General features: G+C 70.9%; 18 protein-coding genes and 1 tRNA gene. 3 read left to right on the forward strand and 16 right to left on the reverse strand.

The genetic code is table 11. The annotated features are described in order from the left end of the window. Window positions 1-306: 306 nt before the first annotated feature. Entirely contained in the window at window positions 307-2,085 is a 1,779-nt protein-coding gene (locus BMY97_RS22405; protein WP_091619218.1) for a dihydroxy-acid dehydratase domain-containing protein, read from the reverse strand. A gap of 111 nt (window positions 2,086-2,196) precedes the next feature. Further along, window positions 2,197-2,269 (reverse strand) — tRNA-Asn (locus tag BMY97_RS22410). A 161-nt stretch (window positions 2,270-2,430) separates the two neighbouring features. On the opposite strand from BMY97_RS22410, the gene BMY97_RS47145 reads away from it, so the two are divergent. Further along, the gene (locus tag BMY97_RS47145; protein ID WP_177231495.1) at window positions 2,431-2,604 is read left to right on the forward strand and encodes a hypothetical protein; all 174 of its coding nucleotides are present in this window, start codon (window positions 2,431-2,433) and stop codon (window positions 2,602-2,604) included. Between the two features lie 5 nt (window positions 2,605-2,609). Here the strand turns inward: BMY97_RS47145 and BMY97_RS22420 are convergent, their stop codons facing one another. From BMY97_RS22420 to dnaG, 3 genes are read right to left on the reverse strand one after another with little or no spacing between them, the layout of a single operon-like run. Then, complete coding sequence (locus BMY97_RS22420; RefSeq protein WP_091619221.1) at window positions 2,610-3,380, reverse strand: trans-aconitate 2-methyltransferase; 771 nt, start codon at window positions 3,378-3,380, stop codon at window positions 2,610-2,612. 54 nt (window positions 3,381-3,434) lie between these two features. Beyond that, window positions 3,435-3,956 (reverse strand): hypothetical protein, encoded by a 522-nt coding sequence (locus BMY97_RS22425; protein WP_091619223.1) that lies wholly within the window; start codon window positions 3,954-3,956, stop codon window positions 3,435-3,437. A gap of 1 nt (window position 3,957) precedes the next feature. Further along, complete coding sequence (gene dnaG / locus BMY97_RS22430) at window positions 3,958-5,871, reverse strand: DNA primase (protein ID WP_091619225.1); 1,914 nt, start codon at window positions 5,869-5,871, stop codon at window positions 3,958-3,960. 44 nt (window positions 5,872-5,915) lie between these two features. On the opposite strand from dnaG, the gene BMY97_RS22435 reads away from it, so the two are divergent. Next, window positions 5,916-6,860, forward strand: a complete 945-nt coding sequence (locus BMY97_RS22435) for a sigma-70 family RNA polymerase sigma factor (RefSeq protein WP_091619227.1) — start codon at window positions 5,916-5,918, stop codon at window positions 6,858-6,860. A 6-nt stretch (window positions 6,861-6,866) separates the two neighbouring features. Here the strand turns inward: BMY97_RS22435 and BMY97_RS22440 are convergent, their stop codons facing one another. The 11 genes from BMY97_RS22440 to BMY97_RS22490 all read right to left on the reverse strand — a co-directional run bounded on the left by BMY97_RS22440 (window position 6,867) and on the right by BMY97_RS22490 (window position 21,256). Beyond that, window positions 6,867-7,433, reverse strand: a complete 567-nt coding sequence (locus BMY97_RS22440) for a carboxymuconolactone decarboxylase family protein (protein ID WP_091619229.1) — start codon at window positions 7,431-7,433, stop codon at window positions 6,867-6,869. A gap of 63 nt (window positions 7,434-7,496) precedes the next feature. Then, entirely contained in the window at window positions 7,497-9,323 is a 1,827-nt protein-coding gene (locus BMY97_RS22445; protein WP_425425313.1) for a glycosyl transferase, read from the reverse strand. After that, window positions 9,323-10,471 (reverse strand): serpin family protein, encoded by a 1,149-nt coding sequence (locus BMY97_RS22450; protein WP_091619231.1) that lies wholly within the window; start codon window positions 10,469-10,471, stop codon window positions 9,323-9,325. Before BMY97_RS22450 ends, BMY97_RS22445 begins: the two co-directional genes overlap by 1 nt. Window positions 10,472-11,246: 775 nt before the next feature. Next, complete coding sequence (locus tag BMY97_RS22455; RefSeq protein ID WP_091619234.1) at window positions 11,247-12,524, reverse strand: deoxyguanosinetriphosphate triphosphohydrolase; 1,278 nt, start codon at window positions 12,522-12,524, stop codon at window positions 11,247-11,249. A gap of 30 nt (window positions 12,525-12,554) precedes the next feature. Beyond that, the gene (locus BMY97_RS22460; protein ID WP_177231496.1) at window positions 12,555-13,223 is read right to left on the reverse strand and encodes a YdcF family protein; all 669 of its coding nucleotides are present in this window, start codon (window positions 13,221-13,223) and stop codon (window positions 12,555-12,557) included. 43 nt (window positions 13,224-13,266) lie between these two features. Further along, complete coding sequence (locus BMY97_RS22465) at window positions 13,267-13,872, reverse strand: response regulator transcription factor (RefSeq protein WP_091619238.1); 606 nt, start codon at window positions 13,870-13,872, stop codon at window positions 13,267-13,269. After that, window positions 13,869-15,068, reverse strand: coding sequence for a sensor histidine kinase (locus BMY97_RS22470; RefSeq protein ID WP_091619240.1), 1,200 nt, complete (start codon window positions 15,066-15,068; stop codon window positions 13,869-13,871). Before BMY97_RS22470 ends, BMY97_RS22465 begins: the two co-directional genes overlap by 4 nt. Window positions 15,069-15,088: 20 nt before the next feature. Further along, window positions 15,089-15,829: an ABC transporter permease gene (locus BMY97_RS22475; protein ID WP_091619242.1), complete on the reverse strand. Its 741-nt coding sequence runs from the start codon at window positions 15,827-15,829 to the stop codon at window positions 15,089-15,091. Beyond that, window positions 15,826-16,785: an ABC transporter ATP-binding protein gene (locus tag BMY97_RS22480; protein ID WP_091619244.1), complete on the reverse strand. Its 960-nt coding sequence runs from the start codon at window positions 16,783-16,785 to the stop codon at window positions 15,826-15,828. The genes BMY97_RS22475 and BMY97_RS22480 overlap by 4 nt, the downstream gene beginning before the upstream one ends. A 392-nt stretch (window positions 16,786-17,177) precedes the next feature. Beyond that, on the reverse strand, window positions 17,178-17,537 hold the full coding sequence (locus BMY97_RS22485) for an Imm8 family immunity protein (protein WP_177231497.1): 360 nt from the start codon (window positions 17,535-17,537) through the stop codon (window positions 17,178-17,180). Then, window positions 17,534-21,256, reverse strand: coding sequence for an ALF repeat-containing protein (locus BMY97_RS22490; protein WP_245787452.1), 3,723 nt, complete (start codon window positions 21,254-21,256; stop codon window positions 17,534-17,536). Before BMY97_RS22490 ends, BMY97_RS22485 begins: the two co-directional genes overlap by 4 nt. Before the next feature lie 16 nt (window positions 21,257-21,272). On the opposite strand from BMY97_RS22490, the gene BMY97_RS22495 reads away from it, so the two are divergent. Next, entirely contained in the window at window positions 21,273-22,241 is a 969-nt protein-coding gene (locus BMY97_RS22495) for a hypothetical protein (RefSeq protein ID WP_091619248.1), read from the forward strand. Window positions 22,242-22,277 lie beyond the last annotated feature (36 nt).

Consider the following 22,277-nt stretch of genomic DNA (forward strand, 5'->3'; position numbering starts at 1 on the left):
CGCACCACTCGTCGGAGTCATGGCGATGGACGACACCGCGGCCGGCAACCAGCACGACCGACGTCAGCGTGACGACACTTCGTTTCGCTACCCAGGTTTCCACGGCGCAGACCCAAACAGCCGGAACGCCGACGTTCGGGGCCACCGAGCCGAGGCTCCCTCAGCGTGCATCCGCACTGATTGCCCGGCGTCACCCACCGCAGCAACCGCGGCGACACGACCCGCGATCAGGCATCACCAGCCGGGCCACCGAATCCCGCAGCCCTGAGAGGCAGCGCGGGGCCTCCGTTCCGAGAACCCGTGAACTCAGTGCTGGGTACCGGAAGGCGTGGCCATCCCGGCGCCCTCCAGAGCCGTGGCGGCAGCAGCGCGCATGCGACGCAACAATCGCGTCGTGACCGGCCGGACGAGCGGATGCTCGCCGCCGTGGGAGGCGGCCTCGTCCTGCCAACGCCGCAGCCTCGCCTCGAACGTCGCCGAGTCGGCCAGTTCGGCGCAGTCGAGTGTGTCGTGGTCGAGGTCGACGGTGATCGTGTCCCCGTCCTCGATCAACGCGATCGGCCCACCGAGAGCGGCCTCCGGCCCGACGTGCCCGATGACCAGGCCGACCGATCCGCCGGAGAAGCGCGCGTCCGTCATCAGCGCGACAGAGATCCCCTTCTGCCGGCACAGGGCGGTGATGCGCGAGGTCGGATCCAGCATCTCCGGCATTCCGGGCGCGCCGCGCGGCCCCTCGTAGCGAATGACGACCATGTCCCGATCCGCGAATACGTCCGGCGTGTCGATCAGGGCCCCCAGCAGGTCCTGCTCGCTGTCGAACACCCGTGCCCGGCCGACGAACCGGTTGTCCACGATGCCCGTCTCGACACCGGCCAGCTTGATCACCGCACCGCCGTTCGGGGCGAGATTCCCCGAGAGCAGGCGGAGGCCACCGGTCGGTTTGAACGGCGCGGCCACGCTGAGGACGACCTCGCCGTCCGGCGCCGGCGGGTCGAGGCGCGTGACCTGCTCGGCCAGGGTCTCGCCGGTGCACGTCAGCGTCGAGCCGTCGAGAACGCCGTTGCCGAGGAGTTCCTTGACGATCACCGGAAGACCGCCGACCGCGTCGATGTCCACCATGCTGTACTTCCCGAACGGGCGGGCGTTGATCAGCACCGGCACGGTCCGGGAGAGCTGGTTGAACTCCTGCTGGGACATGACCTCGGCCCAGAAGTCGATCCCGGCGGCCCGGGCGATCTCGGGCGCGTGCAGCAGCACGTTCGTCGATCCGCCCATCGCGATGGCCACGATCGTGGCATTGCGGAACGCGGCGGGCGTCGCGAGGTCGCGGGGAGTGATGGCCCGCTGGGTCATGATCTCCAGGCAGTCCACGAGCTGCTCGGGGAACACCTCGGTCCGGCGCGGGTCCTCGGACGCGGGCGACACCATGTGCAGCGGTTCGAGCCCCAGCAGCGCGATGAAAGTCTGCATGGTGTTGTAGGTGAACATCCCGCCGCAGCTGCCGTGCCCGGGGCAGGCATTGCGGGCCCAGCGCTCGCGCTTCGCCGCATCCGGGTCTCCCGCGACCTGGAAGCAGCTGACGAGGTCGATCGTCTCGCCGGTCAGCGGATCCGTGCCCGGGCGGATGGAGCCGTCCGAGAGCACCACGGCGGGAACGTTGCGTTCCATGATCGCCGCGGTGGTACCGACGGGCGGCTTGTCACAGGCGACGACGGCGACCACGCCACGGATGTCGCTGCCCTCGAAGTGCAGTGACAGCCCGTCGTTGGTCGTCTCCCGGCCGATCAGGGAGTAGCGCATCTGCGGTGTGCCGTTGCGCTGCCCGTCCGAGATCCCGCCCGAGTAGTTCGGCGCCAGCAACCGGACCGGCAGGTCCCGCTCCGCGATCCGGCGCCCCATGGCGGCGTGGATGGCATCGACCTTGTCGTTCACGCCGACATAGCAAATGCTGTCACCCAGGGTTCCGACCACACCCCACGGCGCTCCGTGGATCCGATCCACGTCCTGGCCCAACGCCAGCGCCGTGGCCACGGCCTGACAGTCCTGCCCAGGCCGCCAGAGGTCACGACCGCTCGACTCGCTCATCCGCACGATCTCCTCGTTTCGCGTAGTTGTCCGCGAACATACCCAGGTCCGCCCGGCGACACCGCACGAACCCGGACAGCAAAAAAGCCCAGGCCATTGACCTGGGCTTTGCTCCCCCGCTTGGACTCGAACCAAGAACCCTCCGGTTAACAGCCGAATGCTCTGCCAGTTGAGCTACAGGGGATCATCGCTCTCAGTCGGATCTCTCCGGCTGATGGGAAAACTTTAGCGCACGCCCTGAGCCGGCCGGACAGGACCCCCCACCGAAGCCGATCACCCCCGCCGGGGGCGGTTTGCTGGACAATGGGGGGCGGGAGTCCGACTGAGGAAGAGGTGTGGCCGGCGATGAAGAAGTTCCTGCTGGGTGTGGGCCTGGGGTACGTGCTGGGCACCAAGGCCGGCCGGGGACGGTACGAGCAGATCGTGCGCACCTACCGCAAGCTGGTCGACCATCCCATGGTCCAGGGCGCCGCCGGGGTGGCGCGCGCCAAGGTGAGCGAGAAGTTCGGGCGGCGCTGAGGGCCTCAGCGCGGCGGGGTCTGCGCGACGAAGAAGATGCGCCGGAACTCGAACCACGTGGTGCCGTCCGGACGCGGCGGATAGGCGGCGTCCAGCAAGGGGGCGAGCTGCTCGCGGAAGGCGGCCCAGTCCGTGTCGTCCAGTGCGGCGCGGACGGGGCGCAGCGCGGTGCCCGTGATCCACTCCAGCACGGCGCGTTCGCCGGACAGCCGTTGCAGGTACGTGGTCTCCCAGGCGTCCACCGCGCAACCCTCGTCGGCCAGCAGAGTGGCGTAGGCCTGCGGATCCGCGACGGCCTCGTCTTCGCGCAGCACCAGCGTGCCCAGCCGCGAGGACCACTCCGGCGAGCCCGCCAGCTCGCGCGTGATGCGGTGCGACGGCGCCCCGAAGTTGCCCGGCACCTGCACGGCCAGGAACGCGCCCGCCGGCAGCTGCCCGGCCCACCGGCGCAGCAGGTCCTGGTGCCCGGGCACCCACTGCAGCACCGTGTTGGACACGACCACGTCGGTGTCCGGCCGCGGCGTCCAGTCGCGCACGTCGAGCACCTGGGCGTCGACGCCGCGTGAGCGGGCGGCCGCCACCATTTCCGGGGAGCTGTCGGACGCCTCGAGCACCGCGTCGGGCCAGCGTTTCGCCAGGTCGACGGTCAGATTTCCGGGGCCGCAGCCGAGATCGGCGACCCGGCGGGCGGGAGTGGCCGGGATGCGCGCGATCAGGTCGTGGAACGGCCGCGCGCGCAGGTCGGCATAGTCGAGGTACTTGGCCGGATCCCACATGGAACGTCCACCTCCGCAGTAAACAGTACAGCCGTACTAAGTACGAGCGTACTGCTAGTTCCGCGGGCCCGCCAGCTTCTCCGCGACCTCCTCGGCGATGGCCGAGACCAGCGCCGGGTCCGTGCCCGGGTCGGGGCGCACCTGCAGCACCGTGCCGTCGTGGCCGGGCACCTTGCGCTGCACGAACCAGGCGCCGCCGCCGGGCAGCTCGTGGCGGTGGCGCGTGCGCACCGAGCCGTCGACGCGCAGCCGCACCTGCTGCGGCACCTTGCCCGGGTCCGGCAGCCGGAACCGCACCGGCTCGAGGTCGCTCAGCACGACGACCCCGCCGGCGCGCTCGGCCTCCACCGACTCGGTCAGGGTGAAGACGCCGTCGGCCCAGGTCGCTTTGGCCACGAGGTGCCAGCCGACGCGCCGGGCGCCTTCGCCGTCCGGGAGCCACAGGCCGAGCGAGGTGACGAGCAGGTGCCCGCCGCCCTCGACCGCCGCCGCGGCGATCACGTTCTCCCCCGGCTCCGGGCGCGCCGGGAACCCTTCGGGGAGCCCGTTTCCGAAGATCCGGCTCAGCCAGCCCATCTCAGTCCCATCCGCTGGCGGCCTGCTGCCGCAGCGCCTTCCGGTACTGCTCCAGCGCCACCAGGTCGCCGAACAGCGCGCGGTAGTCGTCCGGCGCCTCGACCGGCGAAAGCCGCTGCAGCTTCGATTTGATCTCGCCGATCTGACGGCCGACGAGGCTCTCCTGCACGCCCGCGAGCACCCCCGAGATGTACCGGGAGTCCACTTCGCCCAAGGCGCGCAACGGTTCCACGGACAGCTCGCTGAGCACCCGCCGGACCGTCCCTTCCGGACAGTGCTGCGCCGCGGCGTCCAGCAGCGCCGGGCCGGTGAGCCCGGATGCCGCGCCGCCCGCCTTCAGCACGGCCAGGTGGATCGCGACGTACACCGGGTGCGTGAACGCCTCCTCCGGCAGCGAGTCGTACTCCGGGCCGGCGATCGCGGGCTGCTGCAGCGCGGCCTTGAGCGCCTCGCGCTGGCCGGTGAACCGCGGGTCGCCCGGCGCGGGCCGCGGCAGGTCCTGCTCCTTGGCCTCCGGCTCGGGCGCCTGCCTCGAGGCCGCCTGGCGCAACGGCGGCCCGCCGCGTTTCGCCGTGGCGCCCGCGCTGCCGCGCACCCGGTTCACCACCTGGGCCACGTCCTGCCAGCCCACCCACCAGGCGAGCCTGGAGGCATAACCGTCGCGCGCGGAGCGGTCCTTGATCGAGGCGACCATCGGCACCGTCTTCTGCAGCGCGGCGACCTGACCGTCGACCGAATCGAGGTCGAACTGCTTGAGCATGCTCTTGATCGCGAACTCGAACAGCGACGTCCGGCGCGCGACCAGGTCCTTCACCGCGGCGTCGCCCTTGGCGATGCGCAGCTCGCACGGGTCCATGCCGTCCGGCGCGACCGCGATGTAGGTCTGTGCCGCGAAGGTCTGGTCGCCCTCGAACGCCTTGAGCGCGGCCTTCTGGCCGGCCGCGTCGCCGTCGAAGGTGAAGATGACCTCACCGCGGAAGGCGTCGTCGTCCATCATCAGCCGGCGCAGCATCTTGATGTGGTCCTCGCCGAAGGCGGTGCCCGAGGACGCGACCGCGGTGGGCACGCCGGCCGCGTGCATCGCCATCACGTCGGTGTAGCCCTCGACCACGACCACCTGGTGCCGCTTCGAGATCTCCCGCTTGGCCTGGTCGAGGCCGAACAGCACCTGCGACTTCTTGTAGATCGGCGTTTCCGACGTGTTGAGGTACTTGGCCTCGATCCGGTCGTCGTCGAACAGCCGGCGCGCGCCGAAGCCCACCACGTCGTTGCCGAGGTCGCGGATCGGCCAGACCAGCCGCCGGTGGAAGCGGTCCATCGGGCCGCGCTGGCCCTCCTTGGACAAGCCCGACGCGAGCAGCTCCTTGACCTCGAAACCGTGGTTGAGCAGGTACTTCGTCAGCTTGTCCCAGCCGCCGGGCGCGTAGCCGCAGCCGAACTGCTTCGCGGCCGCCGCGTCGAATCCGCGCTCCGACAGGAAGTCGCGGGCCGTGCGGGCCTCGTCGGTGCCCAGCTGCTCGATGTAGAACGCGCTGGCCGCCCGGTGGGCCTCGATCAGCCTGGCCCGGGTGCCGCGGTCGCGCTGCACCCCCGGGCCGCCGCCCTCGTAGGTCAGCCGGAGGCCGATCCGGTCGGCCAGCCGCTCGACCGCCTCGACGAACGAGACGAGGTCGATCTTCTGGATGAACTTGATGACGTCGCCGCCCTCACCACAGCCGAAGCAGTGGAAGGTGCCGTGCGAAGGGCGCACATTGAACGACGGGGTCTTCTCGTTGTGGAACGGGCAGAGGCCCTTCAGGCTGCCTCCGCCGGCCCGCCGCAGCGCGACGTAGTCCCCGATGACCTCGTCGATCCGGTTGCGCTCACGCACCTCCGCGATGTCGCTCTCCCGAATCCGTCCTGCCACGGCATCCACTCTAGTTCTCCCGCCCCGGCGGCCGTGCGGCACACTCTCCCCTTATGCGCACACCTTCGGCTCTGACCGGTTTCGCCGACGAGTTCGCGACGCACCGCGGGCACCTGCTGGGCGTGGCCTACCGGCTCACCGGCACGCGGGCGGACGCCGAGGACGCCGTGCAGGAGTCGTGGCTGCGGCTGGCCGGGCTGGACGACGCGGGCCGCGCGGCCATCCGCGACCTGCGCGGCTGGCTGACCACGGTGGTCGGCCGGATCTGCCTCGACCGGCTGCGCTCGGCGGCGGTGCAGCGCGAGCGGTACGTGGGCCAGTGGCTGCCGGAGCCGATCGTGACGCCGTTCGGCATGCCGGTGAGCGAGGACCCGCTCGAAGCCGCCGTGCGCGACGACGGCATCCGGATGGCCGCGATGGTGGTGCTCGACAAGCTCACGCCGGAGCAGCGCGTCGCCTTCGTGCTGCACGACGCGTTTTCGGTCCCGTTCGGCGAGATCGGCGGGATCCTCGGCTGCTCGCCCGACGCCGCGCGCCAGCACGGCTCGCGCGCGCGGCGGGCGCTGGCCCAGGCGGACCCGCCGCGGCGCGTCGAGCTGGCGGAACAGCAGCAGCTGCTGGAGAAGTTCGTCGCCGCGCTGCTGGCCGGCGACATCCGCGCGATGACCGAGCTGCTGCACCCCGACGTCGTGATGGTCGGCGACTCGGACGGCAAGGGCCGCACCACCCGCCAGGTCATCGTCGGCCCGGACAAGCTGGTGCGCTTCCTGCTGGGCCTGCTGCAGAAGTACGAGCCGGGCGCGTTGACCCGCGGTGCCCCGGTGCTCGTCAACGGCGACCTCGGCCTGTGGCTCCCGCCGCTGCCGGGGCGCGACGGCTTCCTCGCCGTCGACGAGCACATCCAGGCCATGAGCATCCGCGACGGCCGCATCGTCGCCGTCTACGACATCGTGAACCCCGACAAGCTCACCCGCATCACCCGCCCCGCGCTGTCCTGAACCGGGTCAGGGCAGCGGGACGCGGCAGGCGTCGCCCGAGGTGAAGCCCTGGTCGACGATGCCGAGGGCGCTGTTCACCCGGGCGCGGGAGTTCTCCAGGCCGATCTGGTAGGTCAGCTCGACCACCCCGTCCCGGCCGAACTCGGCCTCCAGCTCGGCCACCTGCTCGTCGGTGACGGTGACCTGCGCGCCCGTCATCGCGTCGGCGTAGGCCAGGGCCAGGCGCTCGGGGCGGGAGAACGCGGGCGAGTCCGCGTAGTCGTCGATGTGCTTCAGGCGGTCGATGTCGAGGCCTTCGTGGAGCTGCAGCATGGTGCCGAAGTCGACGCACCACGAGCAGCCGATGCTCGTGGCGACGCGGTACACGGCCAGCTCGCGGACGTTCGCGGGCAGCCGTTTCGACGCCTTCTCCGCGAGCAGCTCGTGCAGCACGCTCGCGCGCAGCAGCTTCGGATGGTGCGCCACCACGGCCATCGGCGCGGGCACGGCACCGTACCGGCGGCCCGCGATGCGGTACATGAGCTTCAGCAGCGGGCCGGCCTCGGTGGTGCGCTTCGCCGGGATACGGGACATGGTCGTCTCCTCCTCTGGGGCGGTTCGGGAGGAGGACGGGACAGCGGCGGGGAATGTGACGCCTCAGCGGGCGGCGGTGATCGGGCGCACGTCCCAGATCCACACCCCGTCGACGAACTCCGCGGGCTTGCGCAGCAACAGGTCCACGGTGGCGCGGTAGGCGTCGGAGTGCTCACGCGGGATCAGCACCAGCACGCTGGCGTGCCAGTACCGCAGGTCGTCGATGGCCTGGTTTCGGGCGGCGTCGTCGACGGCCGCGGCGGTGCCCGAGTCGCGGATCTGGTCGAGCAGCGCGGAAGTGGGCCGCTGGACGGCGCCGTACCGGCCCCGCTTGTCGTCCGGGCCGCTCGGGCCGACGAAGTAGCCCTCCGGCATCGCGTAGCCGAGGCCGGCGTCGACCTGCCAGTGCAGCGGCTCCGACTCACCCGAGCTGGGCAGCGGCACGGGGACCACGGTGCCGCCCGGCGCCACGTACGTCCGCCAGGTGCCGTCGGCGAAGAACGCCGGGGTGGGCGGCCGGTCCTTCACCAGCAGCTGCGTCGGCGCGATCGGCAGCAGCACCGCGATCACGGCGCCCAGCCACAGCAGCCGCACGGGCAGCCGCCGCTGGCCCTCCCCCGGCTCGGGCAGCGCGGCCGCCGCCGTGAACACCCGGTCGGTGGCGATCGCGAGCAGCGCGCCGATCGCCGGCACACAGGCCATCGCGAGCCGCGACTCCAGCAGCGACTCGAACAGCGGCAGCTTCGCCAGCAGCTGCCACGGGCCGGGCACGCCGGTGTCCACGTGCACCACCACGAGGTCCACGCCGAGCGAGAGCCAGGCCATCAGGAACATCGAGATCGCGATCGAGCGCGCGACGACCTCCCGCCACAGCCAGATCGTCACCACGACCATCAGCACGATCAGCGGCCAGCCGAAGAACGCGTTCTCCTCGGTGCGGTTGAGCGACACGTCGGCGGCCTCGGCGGGCTGGCCGGCGATCGACTGCGTGGCGAACCGCGTGAACGCCGCGGTGTCGTTGCCGACCTGTCCGTGCTCCAGCGCCGTGTAGCTCTGCGGGCCGAAGAACTGCCACCACAGCGGGAAAGCGAGGAGCGCGAACGCCAGCACCACGGCGATCCCGCCGCCGAGCAGCGTCGGCCGGACCATCGCCTTCAGCTCGCGCGGGCGGGAAGCGCAGTAGGCGACGGCGAAGATCACGAAGCTCAGCGCGAAGATCAGCAGCGGCTCCTCGCCCAGGAAGATCTGGTACGCGGTGAGCACGCCGAGCCAGATCCCGTTGCGCACCGGCTTCACGCCCTGGGCGATCCGGATCACCTTGAGCGCCAGGAACGGCAGCAGGAACCAGGCGACGAAGTTCGGGTGCGCGTTGGCGTGCGAGATGATCGGCGGCGAGAACCCGGCGACGGCGCCGCCGATCGCCGCGGAAACGCGGTGGCGCACCAGGTGCCGTGAGAACACCCAGTACCAGGCGGCCGCCGTGCCGGCGAGGCTGCCGGTGAGCGCGATCGCCCAGGTGGCGGTGGGGCCGAACGTCAGCGTGATCGGCGTGAGCGGGATGGAGACGCCGAGCATGGCCGTGTTGGCCATCATGTTCACGCCGAGCGGGTAGTTCTGCAGGTCGGTGGTGAACGGGTTCTGCAGGTGCAGCACGGACTTCGCGGTGACGGAGAAGAACCACTCCCACATGTTCTGGTCCGACGCGCTGTTCCACAGGTAGCCGTGGCCGAGGTCGGCCCACAGCCCGCCGAACAGCACCACGGAGAACGCCAGGTACGCGCCGATGATGCCCGCGTCGGCCCAGGACCGGCGCAGCCTCGGCTCGGCCGCGGGCGGGCCGGTCACGACGGGGATCAACTCGGTCCTCGCCTCCGGTTGGAAAAGGCTCACTACGGGCGCACCACCCGCGCGAAGAAGTACACCGCACCGGTGCCGTCGTGCCGGACCAGCAGCAGGAACGGCCGGTCGACCGCGACGTCGACCGGGTCGGACATGTCCAGCGCCAGGGTGCGCATCGTGATCGCGGTGGCGGCGGCGCCCTCGAGGCCCTGCTCGTCGAGGCGGAGCACGGCCTGGTGCAGCACCTTGTCCACCCAGAACGGCTTGGTGGCGGTCAGCCCGGTCAGGTCGGCGGTGTCCTTGAACATCTCGCGGACGCCGAGCGACTTGAGCGCGCCGTCGAGATCGGTGCGGACGTCGAGCGAGATCTTGGGCAGCGAGAGGCGGACCTTGGTTCGCCGAGTGCCCGCCAGCAGCGCGGCGAGGGCCTGCTCGTCCAGCGCGGCCTCGGCGGGTTCGAGGTCACCGTCCGGGAGGAGGACGACGGCCTGGACGCCGCCGGCCGCGTTCAGCGTGACGACCTGCCAGCCGTCGGCCTGCTGGTAGCCGACGGTTTCCTGGAGGTGCATGGTCGGCACCTGGCGCGAGCCGCCGGGGCTGTGGAACGCGGCGGGCGCGGTGGCGCGTTCGGGGAACGGGAAGCGCCAGGCGGTCTTGAGGTAGAGCGCGTTGACGATGCTGGCCCGGGTGTCGATGTCGAGGGAGCCGAAGGGCAGCAGCTCCGGGATCAGGCCGCGGGTGGTGCGGCGGACGTCGGTGTTGATCAGCTCGCGGGCCGCTTCGGGGTCGGTCTCGAACGGTGCGGTCTCGGCCTTGCTGCCGGGCCAGGTGGCGAGTTCGGCCCGGAAGCCGTCCTCGACGGTGATGGCGTCGGAGGCCCAGAGCGTGTTCGCGACGGCCAGAATCGCGGCGTCGTCGTCCAGCTCCGCGGCTTCGCGCAGGAGACGAGCGTGGGGTTCGAGGCCGGCGGCTGCGTTCGCGACGCTTTCGCCGGTCTCGGCACCTTCGCCGGTGGCGGTGTTTTCCCCAGCCACGGTCAGCAGGGCGAGCAACTCGTCGCCGGTGCGCCCCCGCGCAGCCCGGCTGACCAGCCCCAACGCGCTGGCCGCGGAGTACGGCGAGAAACACGCATCAACCCCGCCTGCCACAGCGGCCCGGTGAAGTGCGAGCGTGAACCTCAGGTGGCTGTCGACGGCCATGCGGCGACCGTACCGGACCGCCCCCAGCCCGCGGCGCGGAACCGATCGGCTGGTGCCCGTCTCCGCCTGCCGGCCACCCCGGCGGCCGAGTCAGCCGGGTCACCCCGATCAACCTGGCCACCCCATCAACCCGGCAATCCAGCCAGCCCGGTCAACCGAGCCACCCGACTACCGCGGCTACCGGACCACCCGACCACCCGCTCAGCCCGGCCAGCCCGGCCAACCCGGCGACACGGTCAGCCGGACCGCTCGCTCAGCCAGACCACCCAGCGGCCGGACCACCCGGTCAGCCAGACCACCTGGGTCGCCGGTCCACCCGACCAGTCGGGCCTGCAGCGCAGCCCGGTCAGCCGGGCCACCCGGCCACCTGATCAACCCGGCCACCCAACCAACCCGATCAGCCGGACCACCCGCCGACCCCGGCCACCCGATCAGCCAGACCACCGGGCCACCCGGCCAACCGGACCACCCGATCAGCACGCTCAGCCGGACCAGCCCGACGGCCCCGGTCAGCCGGACCGCCCGACCACCGGGCCATCCGGTCAGCCAGACCACCCGATCAGCACGCTCAGCCGGACCACCCCGACGGCCCCCGGCCACCCGGACCACCCGGCCACCCGATCAACCCGGCCAACCCAGTCAGCCGAGCCCGCCGGTCAGCCGGACCACCCGGCCACCCGATCAACCCGGTCAACCGAGCCCGCCGGCCACCCGGTCAGCCGGACCGCCCGACCACCCGATCAACCCGGCCAACCCAGTCAGCCGAGCCCGCCGGTCAGCCGGGCCGGCCGACGTGCCAGCGGTGCCATTCGTGGGCTTGCGCGTCGGTCAGGGAGGCGACCTGGTCGACGAGCACGCGCAGGCGCGCGGCGTCGTCCGGGGCCGCGCGCCAGGCCGGGGCGAAGAGCGGGTCCAGTGAGTCCGGGGCCCGGCGCCCGAGCGCGGTGACCAGCTCGACGATCAGCTCGCGCTGGCCGTCCTGCATGGCGAGGCGGCGGCGGTCGCTCATGACGTACCGCAGGGCCAGCGCCTTGAGCAGCGCCACCTCCGCCGCGACCTGGTCCGGGACCGCCAGGCGCGCGCCGTACCGGGTGAGCGGGCCCTCGCCGTACACGCCGCGGGTGCCGGTGACCACGGCGGAGGCGAAGCGGCCGACCAGCTCGCTGGTCAGGCGTTTCAGGGCGACCTGCGCGCGCAGCGACCCGTCCGGGGCCGTCCGCACCAGGTCGGCGACCACGGGCAGGTCGAGCAGCTCCTTCGCCGCACCCTCCAAAGTGGACGCCGACTGCGTGGAGAAGTGCCGCGCCGCCGCCTCGGCCACGGCCGCGCGCTCGTCCGGGTCGGCGAGCACGCCGAGGCGGATGCGGCCGGCCAGCACACCGTCCTCAACGTCGTGGACCGAGTACGCCACGTCGTCGGACCAGTCCATGATCTGCGCCTCGATGCATCGCCGCTGCCCCGGCGCGCCCGCGCGGATCCACTGGAACACCGGCACGTCGTCGGGGTACACGCCATACTTCTGCTCGCCAGGGCGGCGCTCCCACGGGTACTTCATCGTCGCGTCGAGGCAGGCGCGCGTGAGGTTCAGCCCCGCCGTGGCACCGTCCTCGGCGACGGCTTTCGGCTCCAGCCGGGTGAGGATGCGCAACGTCTGCGCGTTGCCCTCGAAGCCGCCGCAGTCCTGCGCGACCTGGTTCAACGCCTTCTCGCCGTTGTGCCCGAACGGCGGGTGGCCGATGTCGTGCCCGAGCCCGGCCGTGTCCACCAGGTCCGGGTCCACGCCCAGCTCCTCGGCGATGCCGCGGCCGATCTGCGCGACCTCCAGCGAGTGCGTGAGCCGGGTCCGCGGCACGCCGCTGACCTCGGCGCCCTCACCCGGCCCGACCACCTGGGTCTTGCCCGCGAGCCGCCGCAGCGCGGCCGAGTGCAGCACCCGCGCGCGGTCACGGGAGAACGCGCTGCGCCCGTCCGGCCGCGCACCCGCCAGTGCCGCGCCCTTGGGTGTCTCGGCCAGCACCCGGGCGCGGTCGTGCTCGCTGTACCCGTCACTCACCCCGCCAGCTTAGGCGCGGGGTCCGACAATTCAGCCGAGCATCGTGTCGAACAGCTCGTCCGCCGGCGACTTCGTGAGCTTGTAGAACAGCAGCGCGCCGGTCTCGCGGAAGATGTAGCGGATCTGCGTCCCGCGCTCCTGCACGATCGGCCCGCTGTGCGTCGGCGCGGTCCAGGCGTCCAGGCCGAGGTCCTCGGCCATGGTGCGGCTGCGGAACGAGTGCCACGGGTCGCTCACCAGCACCGCCGTGTGCCAGCCGCGCGCCTGCACCTGGTCGGACACCGCGCGCAGGCTGCGCAGGGTGTCGCTGCCCTCGCCGACGGCGAGCGTCGCCGACTGCGGCACGCCGTGCTTGGTCAGCCACAGCACGCCCGCCTGCGCCTCGGTGTAGTTGTCCGCGGCCTTCTTGCCGCCGGCGGTGACGATGGTCTTCGCGACGCCCGCGTCGTAAAGCTGCTTCGCCTTCTCCAGCCGCGCGGAGAAGATGTCCGACGGCTTCCCGTTGTACTGCGCCGCGCCGAGCACCACGATCACGTCGGCCTGCGAACGGTCGTTCCCGCGCGCCACCTGCCACACCCGGAACGCCGTGCCGCCGACGACGGCCAGCAGCACCAGTACGGCGCCGAACGCGAACCGGCGCAGCCAGCTCGCGCGCGTCGGCCTCGTTCTCGGTGCGGCGGCGGAACTCATGCCCGCCATCCTGGCAGAACCACGAACGGGTGAGACGCAGACACCCCGGGCACTACAGCCAGCCGCGCTCCTCGGCGAGCCGGACGGCCTCGGCCCGGGTCCGCGCGCCCGTTTTGCCGATCGCCGCCGACAAGTGGTTGCGCACAGTGCCTTCCGAGAGGAACAGCGCCTTCGCGATGTCGGCGACGGTTCTGCCGTCCTTGGCCGTGCTGAGTGCGTCACGCTCTCGCGCGGTCAGCGGGCTCGCGCCCGTGGCGAGCGACTCCGCGGCGAGCGCCGGATCGACCACCCGAAGTCCACTGTGGACGCGGCGGACGGCCTCCACGAGCTGTTCCGGCGGAGCGTCCTTCACCACGAAGCCCGCCGCGCCCGCCGCCATCGCGCGCGCGAGGTACCCGGGGCGGCCGAACGTGGTGCAGATGATCACCCGGCAGGACGGCAGCGCCTGGCGCAGCTCGGCGGCCGCGGTCAGGCCGTCCTTGCCGGGCATCTGGACGTCGAGGAGCGCGACGTCGGGCTTCGCCTCCCGGGCCGCGGCGACCACCTCGTCGCCGGAGCCGACCTGTCCCACGACCTCGATGTCGGCTTCCAGCCCCAGCACGGTGGCCAGCGCGCCGCGCACCATCGCCTGGTCGTCGGCCAGCAGTACCCGGATCAAGCCAGTCCCCCCGCGGTCTCGGCGCGCACCGCCGGGGCGGCCGCCAGGTCCGGTTCCGGGACCTCCGCCCGGACGGCCAATCCTCCCCCGGGCCGCACGGTCGTGCGCAGCGTCCCCCCGACCGCCGCCAGCCGCTCGGACAGCCCGCGCAGGCCGTTGCCCGCCACGACTTCGGCCGCGCGGCCGTCGTCCTCCACTTCGAGCCAGCCGCAGCCCATCCGGACCTTCACCCGGCTCGCACCCGAATGCCGCAGCACGTTCGTGACGGCCTCGCGCAGCACGTAACCGAAGGTGCTCCGCAGCTCGGCCCGCACGTTGTCGACCGCGTGCGGCAGGTCCGCCTCGATCTCCGCCGCCCGCAACGCCGCCCGCGCACCGGCGATCTCCGCGGGCAGCGACACCTCGCGGTACTCCGTGACCGTGGCCCGGACGTCCGAAAGCGCGCTGCGGGTGAGCCCCTCCACCTCGCGGATCTCCTGGACCGCGTGCGGGATGTCGCCGGAGCTCTCCAGCATCCGCCGCGCGAGGCCGGCCTTCACGGTGATCGTGGTCAGGCTGTGGCCCAGCAGGTCGTGCAGGTCGCGGGCCACCCGCTCGCGCTCGGTGGCCACGGCGAGCGCGCCGATCTCCCGGTTCGCGATCTCCAGCCGCCGGATCGCGCGGATCAGGTTGGACATGAAGAACATCGCCGCCGTGACGCCCGCGACCGAGCCGAGGTCGTCGGTGCTTTCCGCCAGCCGCCCGGCCGCGAACAGCAGGGCCACGGCCAGCAGCATCCCGCCGACGTCGAAGATCAGCGCCCACGCGGCGGGCAGCAGAAACGCGATCGTGGCGGTGGCGTAGAGCAGGACGAACGAGCTGGCCCCCGGCACCATCACCGTGACGATGCCCGTCACCAGCATCGCCAGGCCGAACAGCAGCTTGGGCCGGCGCTCCTTCTCGAACATCAGCGGGAAGGCCAGGTAGAAGGCGCCGTAGCCGTAGAAGAGCAGCCACTCCAGCGCGGTCCGTGCCGTGAGCGCGGACCGGAGGAGGTCCTGCGTCGCCGGGATCAGGAACGGCAGGAGGAAGAGGATCCCGCCGACCCACCACCGCCGGCCGTTCGGCCTGCCCTCGTGCGACTCGCCGATCGGGTCGGCCCACCAGGTGTCGCGGTCGGCCAGCACCGACCGCCCCCGGCTCTGCGTCTCCGCCATGTCGGCCCCGCCCCCTCTGGTCACACCCGCGCGCTGTCCTTACGGTAACGCCTGATCACCAGCGCCCCGAGGACAACGGTCCAGGCCCCGAGCACCGCGACCGCCGCCGGGAAGCCCACCAGCATCTCGTTGCTCACGGCGGGGCGCACCAGGCCGAGCACCCAGTACGTCGGCATCGCCTGCGCCAGCTGGTGCATCCAGCCCGGCATGGTCTCGATCGGGATCCACAGCCCGCCCAGGAAGCCCATGCCCAGCATCACGATCATGTTCACCGGCTGCATCGACTCCGGCGTGCCGAACTGGCCCAGCAGCAGGCCGAGCAGCACCAGCGGGATGGTGCCGAGCCAGATCCCGGCGATGACGCGGACCCAGCCGGCCGCGTCGAGGTGCACGCCCTCGGCGAAGACCGCGAGCAGCGGCAGCAGCACCAGCGCGGGCAGGCCCACGAGCAGGCCCGACAGCGCCTTGCCGCCGAGGTAGCCCGCGCCCGAGAGCGGGGTCAGCCGCAGCTGCCGCTGCCAGCCGGTGGCGCGTTCGACGGCGAGCTTGGCGCCGTTCATGGTGGCCGCGGCGAACGCGCCGAAGGCCATCATGTTGACCATGACCCCGGCGACGATCGCCGCGTGGTCCGGGTCGCTGGCCTTCGTGAAGACGTTGGCCTGCAACAGGAACATCAGCACCGGGAAGGCGACCACGAACACGAGGAACCGCGGGGAGCGGAACAGCCGCCGGACTTCGACGGTGAGGTAGCTGAGGTTCATCGGCCTGCTTCTTCCGAGGTGGTTTCGCTCGCGGTCAGGGAAAGGAAGGCGCCTTCGAGGCCGACGGCGCTGATCTCGATGTCACGCACGTCCGGCACGGCCGCCATGAGCGCCCGCAACGTGGTGTCGGAGGCGGAACTGGAAACGGCGGCGCGCTCACCGCGCAGCTCGAACTCGGTGACGCCGGGCAGCCGCCCCAGCAGCCGGCCGGTCTCGTCGTCCGCGCCGGGCAGCACGGCGCGGATGGTGCGCCCGCCGGCCAGCGCGCGGACCTGCGCCACGGACCCGTCGGCGACGACGCGCCCGGAGCGCATCAGCACCACGCGGTCGGCGAACTCCTCGGCCTCTTCGAGGTAATGCGTCGCGAACAGGACCGTCCGGCCGGTCTCGGTGAAGGCGTACATGGACTTCCAGAACTCCCGCCGCGTGCCGACGTCCATCGCGGCGGTCGGCTCGTCCAGCACGAGCAGGTCCGGGTCGGACACCAGCGCGACGGCGAACCGCACCCGCTGCTTCTGCCCGCCGGAGAGCTTGTTGGCCCGCCGGTCGGCCAGCTCGGTGATCCCCGCGCGCTCCAGCGCCTCGGCGAGCGGCATCGGCCGCCGGTGCAGATTCGCGACCATGCCGACGGTCTCGCGCACGGTCAGGTCGTCGAGCAGCGTGCCGCCCTGCAGCATCGCCCCGATCATCCCGGCCCGCACGGCCTGGCCTGCCGTTTTGCCGAACACCCTCACGTCACCCTCGTCGGGCCGGCTGAGCCCCAGGATGAGGTCGACGCTGGTGGACTTCCCGGCGCCGTTCGGCCCGAGCAGCGCCACCACCTCGCCTGGTGCGATCGTCAAGTCGACCCCGTCGACGGCCCGCACGTCGCCGTACTGCTTCCTCAACCCGGTCAGGTGTACGGCCGCCCCTGCCGCGACGTCCTGCGTCCCGCGGTCGGCCTGTGTGGTTTCCATGACCTGAAGCCTGAGGCTTGGAGGGGACCGGGCCACAGGCCTTGCGTCATGACGTGGGCATGACAGGTGTCAGGGGTGGGTTCTCGGGCCTGCGCGGTGCCGACACAGAGAGAAACAATCGTCTTCGCGTCGGGTAGGTGCTTCACCTCCTCTGGAGCGGCTCGGCGCAAGGTCGGGACCTGGCTTTTACCACGTGGATACTGGCCGGGCAACATCATGAGGACGAATCGAATCCAACCGCGAGTTCGAACATACCGATACTGCAAGTCTCAGGGGCCCTCTGCGTGCAGTGGTTGAGCCTGCATGATCACCCGCAGCCAATTCCAGCCCGTTCGCCGAGGTCTGGCGGCGGACCTGCGAAGGCTGTCCTCGATTACCGAGACCCGAGCAGCTCAGGAAATGGCGTTGTCCTCGAACTCGAAGTTCCCCAGCCAAGCCAGTTGAACTCCGACACCGGCGTAGGTCGGCGCCTCGATCTTTTCGATCTCCGTGGTGATGAACTCCTTGATCCGCACCATGTCCGCCGAATCCACGATCACCAGTGAACGCCCCATCAGGAACCCCTCGCGAGCCACCGCCGCCTGCAGCGCCTTGGGCGTGCACACGGTGAACTGGATCAGCTCCTCAGCCTTCGCGTCGTCAGCCGGGCCGACGATGACCTGAATCGGGACCCAGAAGTCCTCCGGGTCCTCGGGACTGAAGTCGTCGAGGTCGGCATCCACCGCGTCGAAGTAGCGCACTTTTGGCTTCATGGCATGTCCGTAATGTTGAGGTGAAGGTTCTTGTACTGACCACTTTTTGTCGGCCGCCATAGGAAGTTGGCTTGATACCGGGGCCCGCCGTACTGAGGATCGAGGCTGGCCTTGAACGTGGGCGGCCGGTAAACTCGCAGCCCACTTTCACTCACCATCGCCTTCCCGTCTTTGGAGAACGTCCAGCCTGGACCGAGCCAGGTTTCTCCCATTTTAGCGGCCTCGTCCTTAGTCGCAAAACCCATCAAGTCAACCTTCTTGGTGTTGCGCGCAGCATCTTCCAGCATGCGGTCCAGCTCCGCCGCACGAGCAGCCGCCGGGCCGGTTGCCGCTCCGGCCTCCTCGGCCAGCTGGCCGACTTCAGCGGCCGATATCTCGGCCAGGTTCGCCGCCTCGCCGGCTTTCGCTGCAGCTGCGGCGCTCGCGGCGTCGAGGACACCGGCTCCCTCACTCGCCGCCTCAGCGGCTCCCAGCGCAGCATCTGCGCCGATCCCTCCGAGTTCTGCCGCGGCACCATCGAGCAGATCCAGAAGGCCGCATTCCGGGCATGCCAGAAGAGCCACGACGCCCAGCAGATTGAGGAGGTTCGAGTTCTGACCAGAGGTGACGTAGTTCGTGAAGCCGTCTCTCAGATCCGCCATGAAGTTGGGATCGAGGAGGTTGTTCGGGTCCAAGCACCGCTGCAGGGTGGGATCGTTCTGCGCGATGTGCTGACGACAGACGCCTTCGAGATTCGACAGGATCCGTTGCTGATCGGCTTGGTTCCCGGTGAAGAGCAGAACACAGTCTTGATTACTGAGGAGATTGACCGCCTCGGGATTTCGAGCGTTGTCGTCACAGTCCGACTTGCGCTGCTCAACGAGCTTCTGCTTCTCGACGTCCACCTTGGCGGCGACGCTCTGCCAGGCGGTCTGCGCGGCCTCGTAAGCCTTCTGGGCATCGTCACCGGCATCGACAGCTGCTTGGTGCGCGATACGGGCCGCCGCAGTCGCCTCTTGCGCCGACGCAGCAGCCACCGCAGCGGAGTGCTGGGCCGAGGCGGCGGATCGGGTTGCCTGGTCAGCCGAGGACACGGCTGAGGCTGCCGCCCTGGAGGCAGTGTTGGCAGATTGCTGCGCCTGGCTGGCGGACGAGGCGGCCCTGTCCGCTGCCGCCTGGGCAGTGCGCGAGAAGTCGGCCGCCTGAGCTGCGGCCGTCGCTGCTTGCTGCTCGAAACCATCGGCCTCGTCGGCGGCCTGCCGGGCACGAGCTGCTTCTGCTTGCGCGTCTTTGGCGTCGTGGGTCGCGGTAGCCGCTGAACTCGACGCTTGGGCCAGCAGAGAGTCGACGGCCGCGTTGTGCGCCGCGGTGTTCTGGTCCCGTCGCTGCGCGGCGTACTGGCCGACAGACAAGAATTCGCGCAGCAGGACGGGTGGACCGTCGAGTGCCGCTTGCGCACCGGCGACGACTTCTTGCTCGCCTGCGGCCCGAGCGGCCGACATGACCTGGTTGACCTTCAGGTTGTCGTCGATACCGAGGGCGGTGTACTGACCGGTGCCGAGGAAGTCTCGCAGTGCGACGTCGGTGTTGGCGTCGAGTGCCTTCTGGGCCTGTTGCACCACCACGGTTCTGCCGGCCGTTTGCGCAGCGGACATGATCCGGTTGACCTGCAGGGCATCATCCTGCTCACGGCCGGGGTAGCCGCGCGTGCGAAGGAACGTGCGGACGTCGGTATCTGTTCCGGCGAGGACGGCAGCTGCCCCGGCCTTGAACGCGTCCGATCCGGCGTCGCTCAGGCTGCGGAGGACGACGCGATCGTCCTGGCCCGCGGCGGCGATCAACCCGGAGGTGACGTAGTCGACGGCCTCGTCGTCAGTGCCGCTCAACGCGGCGTCCGAAGCGGCCTTCGTCCACGGACCGGCTGAGCCGTCGAGGGCAAGTGCCACCTTGCGGGCGTCCGCGACGACCGTAGCGCGGGGGATACCCGCGGTGGCGGCCTCGGCGATCAACCTGGTGGTCTCCGCGTCCCAGGTGCTGGCTTGGTCGGCGTCCCAGCGCTTCGGGGCCGGCTCCGCGGCGGATGCATCGAGGGCGGCTTTGGCCGCGTCATCCGCCGCCTGCGCCGCGAGCGCCAGCCGGTCATCATCGGCCTTGCGCGCGGCCTGCGCGATCTGTCCGGCCTGATTCGCCGCTGCGACGGCTGCGTTGGCTGCCGCCGTGGCGGCATTCGCGTGCGCGGTGGCCAGTTCTGCCGCGTTCGCAGCCTCTCCGGCGTGTGCGGCCGCGTCGTCGGCCGCCTGGGCGGCGGCGCTCGCGTCAGCCGACGCCGCCTGGGCAGCGTCCGCGGCCTGACCGGCCGCGATACCGGCCTGGTGAGCCCACGACTGACTCGCGTTCGCGGCAGCGACCGCCCGCGCGGCTTGCGCTCGAGCCGTGGCAGCCGCCGCCTGGGCCTGATGAGCGTCGGCGCCTGCGGCTGCGGCATTGTTCGCCGCATCGGTCGCGGCCGCTGCCGCGTTGCTGGACTGCAAAGCGGCCTCATGCGCATTGGCGCCGGCGTTCTCGGCCTGCTGGGACGCCGTCTGGGCGGAACGAGCGGCATTGGCCGCCAATGCAGCGCCCTGCGCGGCATCGCGAGCAGTCGATGCTGCCGCCAGCGCTATGTCAGCACCCCCCTTGCTGCGCACCGCCAGCGCAGCGGCGTCGTATGCGTGAGACGCAGCCTGCCCGGCCCGTGAAGCAGCCGCCGCCGCACGCGAGGCCGCACCCGCAGCCGTATGAGCCGCACTAGACGCGGCGTTGGCCGCACCGATCGCCTGGCGAGCGGTGACCGCCGCCTGCTCGGCGGCGAATGCCGCACGCGACGCCGCGTCCGTGGCCTGACCCGAATGCCCTTGCGCGGCAGCGGCGGCGTCTTTCGCGGCCTGCGCCGCCTTGTTCGCAGCCGCGGCTTCGGTGACCGCGCGATCAGACTCCCGCTGCGCCTCTTGCAGCTCGCTCGCCGCTTGCTCGGAAGCAGCCTTGGCCGTGGACACCAGTTGGGTGATCGTCGCCGTCTCGGCGTCACGGGCCTGCGCCACAGGCAAGTCCGTGACGAGGAACTGGTTGAGCGCGTCGACGCTGTTCGCGTCCAGCGCCTGCTGTGCCGCCTTCTGTACCTCCGGCCCACCAGCCGACATGGCCTGGTTGACCTTCAGGCTCTGGTCCATCTCGAAAGGGATCTGCCAGCCGGAGGCAAGGAAAGCCTCGAGCGCATCGTCACTGTTCGCGTCGAGCGCCTGCTGCGCGGCCTTCTTCACCTGCGGCCCGCCGGCAGCCATGATCTGGTTGACCCGAAGGCTCAAATCGTTGCCGTAAGGACCCTCCCAGCCGGAGTACAGGAAGTCCCGCAGCGCGTCGTCCGTGTTGGCATCAAGCACTTGCTGTGCTGCGGTCTTGGTCGCGGGCCCACCCGCGGACATCATCTGGTTGACGTGGATGTCCCGGTCGATGGATGCGTCCACGTCCTTCTGCGTGGCCAGGAACTGCGCGACGTCCGCGTCCGTACCGGTGAGCGCTACGGCAGCGTCGCGTTTGGTCGCCGGGCCGCCGAACTTCCACAGCAGCAAGACTCCGGCACGGCTGGAGCCTCCGTTGCCCGCGGCCGGGTCCGTTCCCGAGGACAGCGCAGTGTTCACAGGCCGTGCACCAGCCGGCGGCACATCGAGGAGGCCGACGAGCAGAACGGTGACCAGGAACACGACCAAAGCGGCGTGAATGCGGGTCTTGGCCCGGGTGTTCTTCGAGTTCCTCTGGAACCACCTCAACCTGCAGCTGTTCACCGCCGCGCTGACCGCCGTCGCGCTCGCCTGCACCTTCTGGTACGCGCCCTACGTCTTCTCCGACCCCTACCTCGTCGACCCGCTGAACAACCTGCTCTACATCGCCGCACTGTGGTTCGCGTTCAGCCGGCGCCTGACGCTGTTCACCCTCGCGGTGATCATCGGCTCGGCCAACAAGGAAACGACGCTGCTCCTCGCGCCGCTCTACCCACTGCTCGCCTGGACCCGCCACCGCTCACTGCGCCATCGCGAAGTCATCACCGGCCTCATCGCGACGGTCGTCTCCATCGCCGCCTACCTCGGATACCGCATCTGGGCCCAGCACCTCATCGGCGGCAACTACGGCCTGGGCGCCGGACAAGGCAACGGCAGCCTGCTGGAAAACTTCCGCTTCGCCCTCGCCGGCACCAAAGGCACCGTCCAGCTCAGCCTGTTCATCACGTTCCACTTCCTGTGGATCCCCTTCGCCTACGGCCTTTACCGCTTCTACCGACGCGAAGGCCTCCGCAACCAACTCCTCGTCGCCAGCCTCTGGCTGTTCGCCTGCTGCCTCGCAGGCCGCCTCCTGGCCACCGATACCGAGCGCGTGTTCATCATGATGGCGCCCCTCGTCCTCGGCGTCACCGCTGTCGTCCTCGACCGGCAACGCGGTGAAAACCGGCGCCTCTGGGCCGGGCTGCTCATCGCCACCTACATCGGACTCCAGCTCCGTTGGGCCCAGCCGCCGGGAGCACTCATCGCCGACCTCGCCGCCGCCATCGGGTTCGTACTGCTCATCCGCGAAACCCGGCCGAGTCTCCGTATCGGGAAAACCACATCGGACGGTCAGCGGGACACCGACATCTTCCTGCCGGTCCGTTCCCACGAAGAGCCGCCGAAGCACCAACCCGCGGGACGGGGCTGACGCCCGGAAGCGCCGAACGGCCCTCCCCCGATCCGG

Origin of the sequence: Amycolatopsis saalfeldensis (assembly GCF_900110575.1) — a bacterium.
Classification (GTDB): Bacteria; Actinomycetota; Actinomycetes; order Mycobacteriales; family Pseudonocardiaceae; genus Amycolatopsis; species Amycolatopsis saalfeldensis.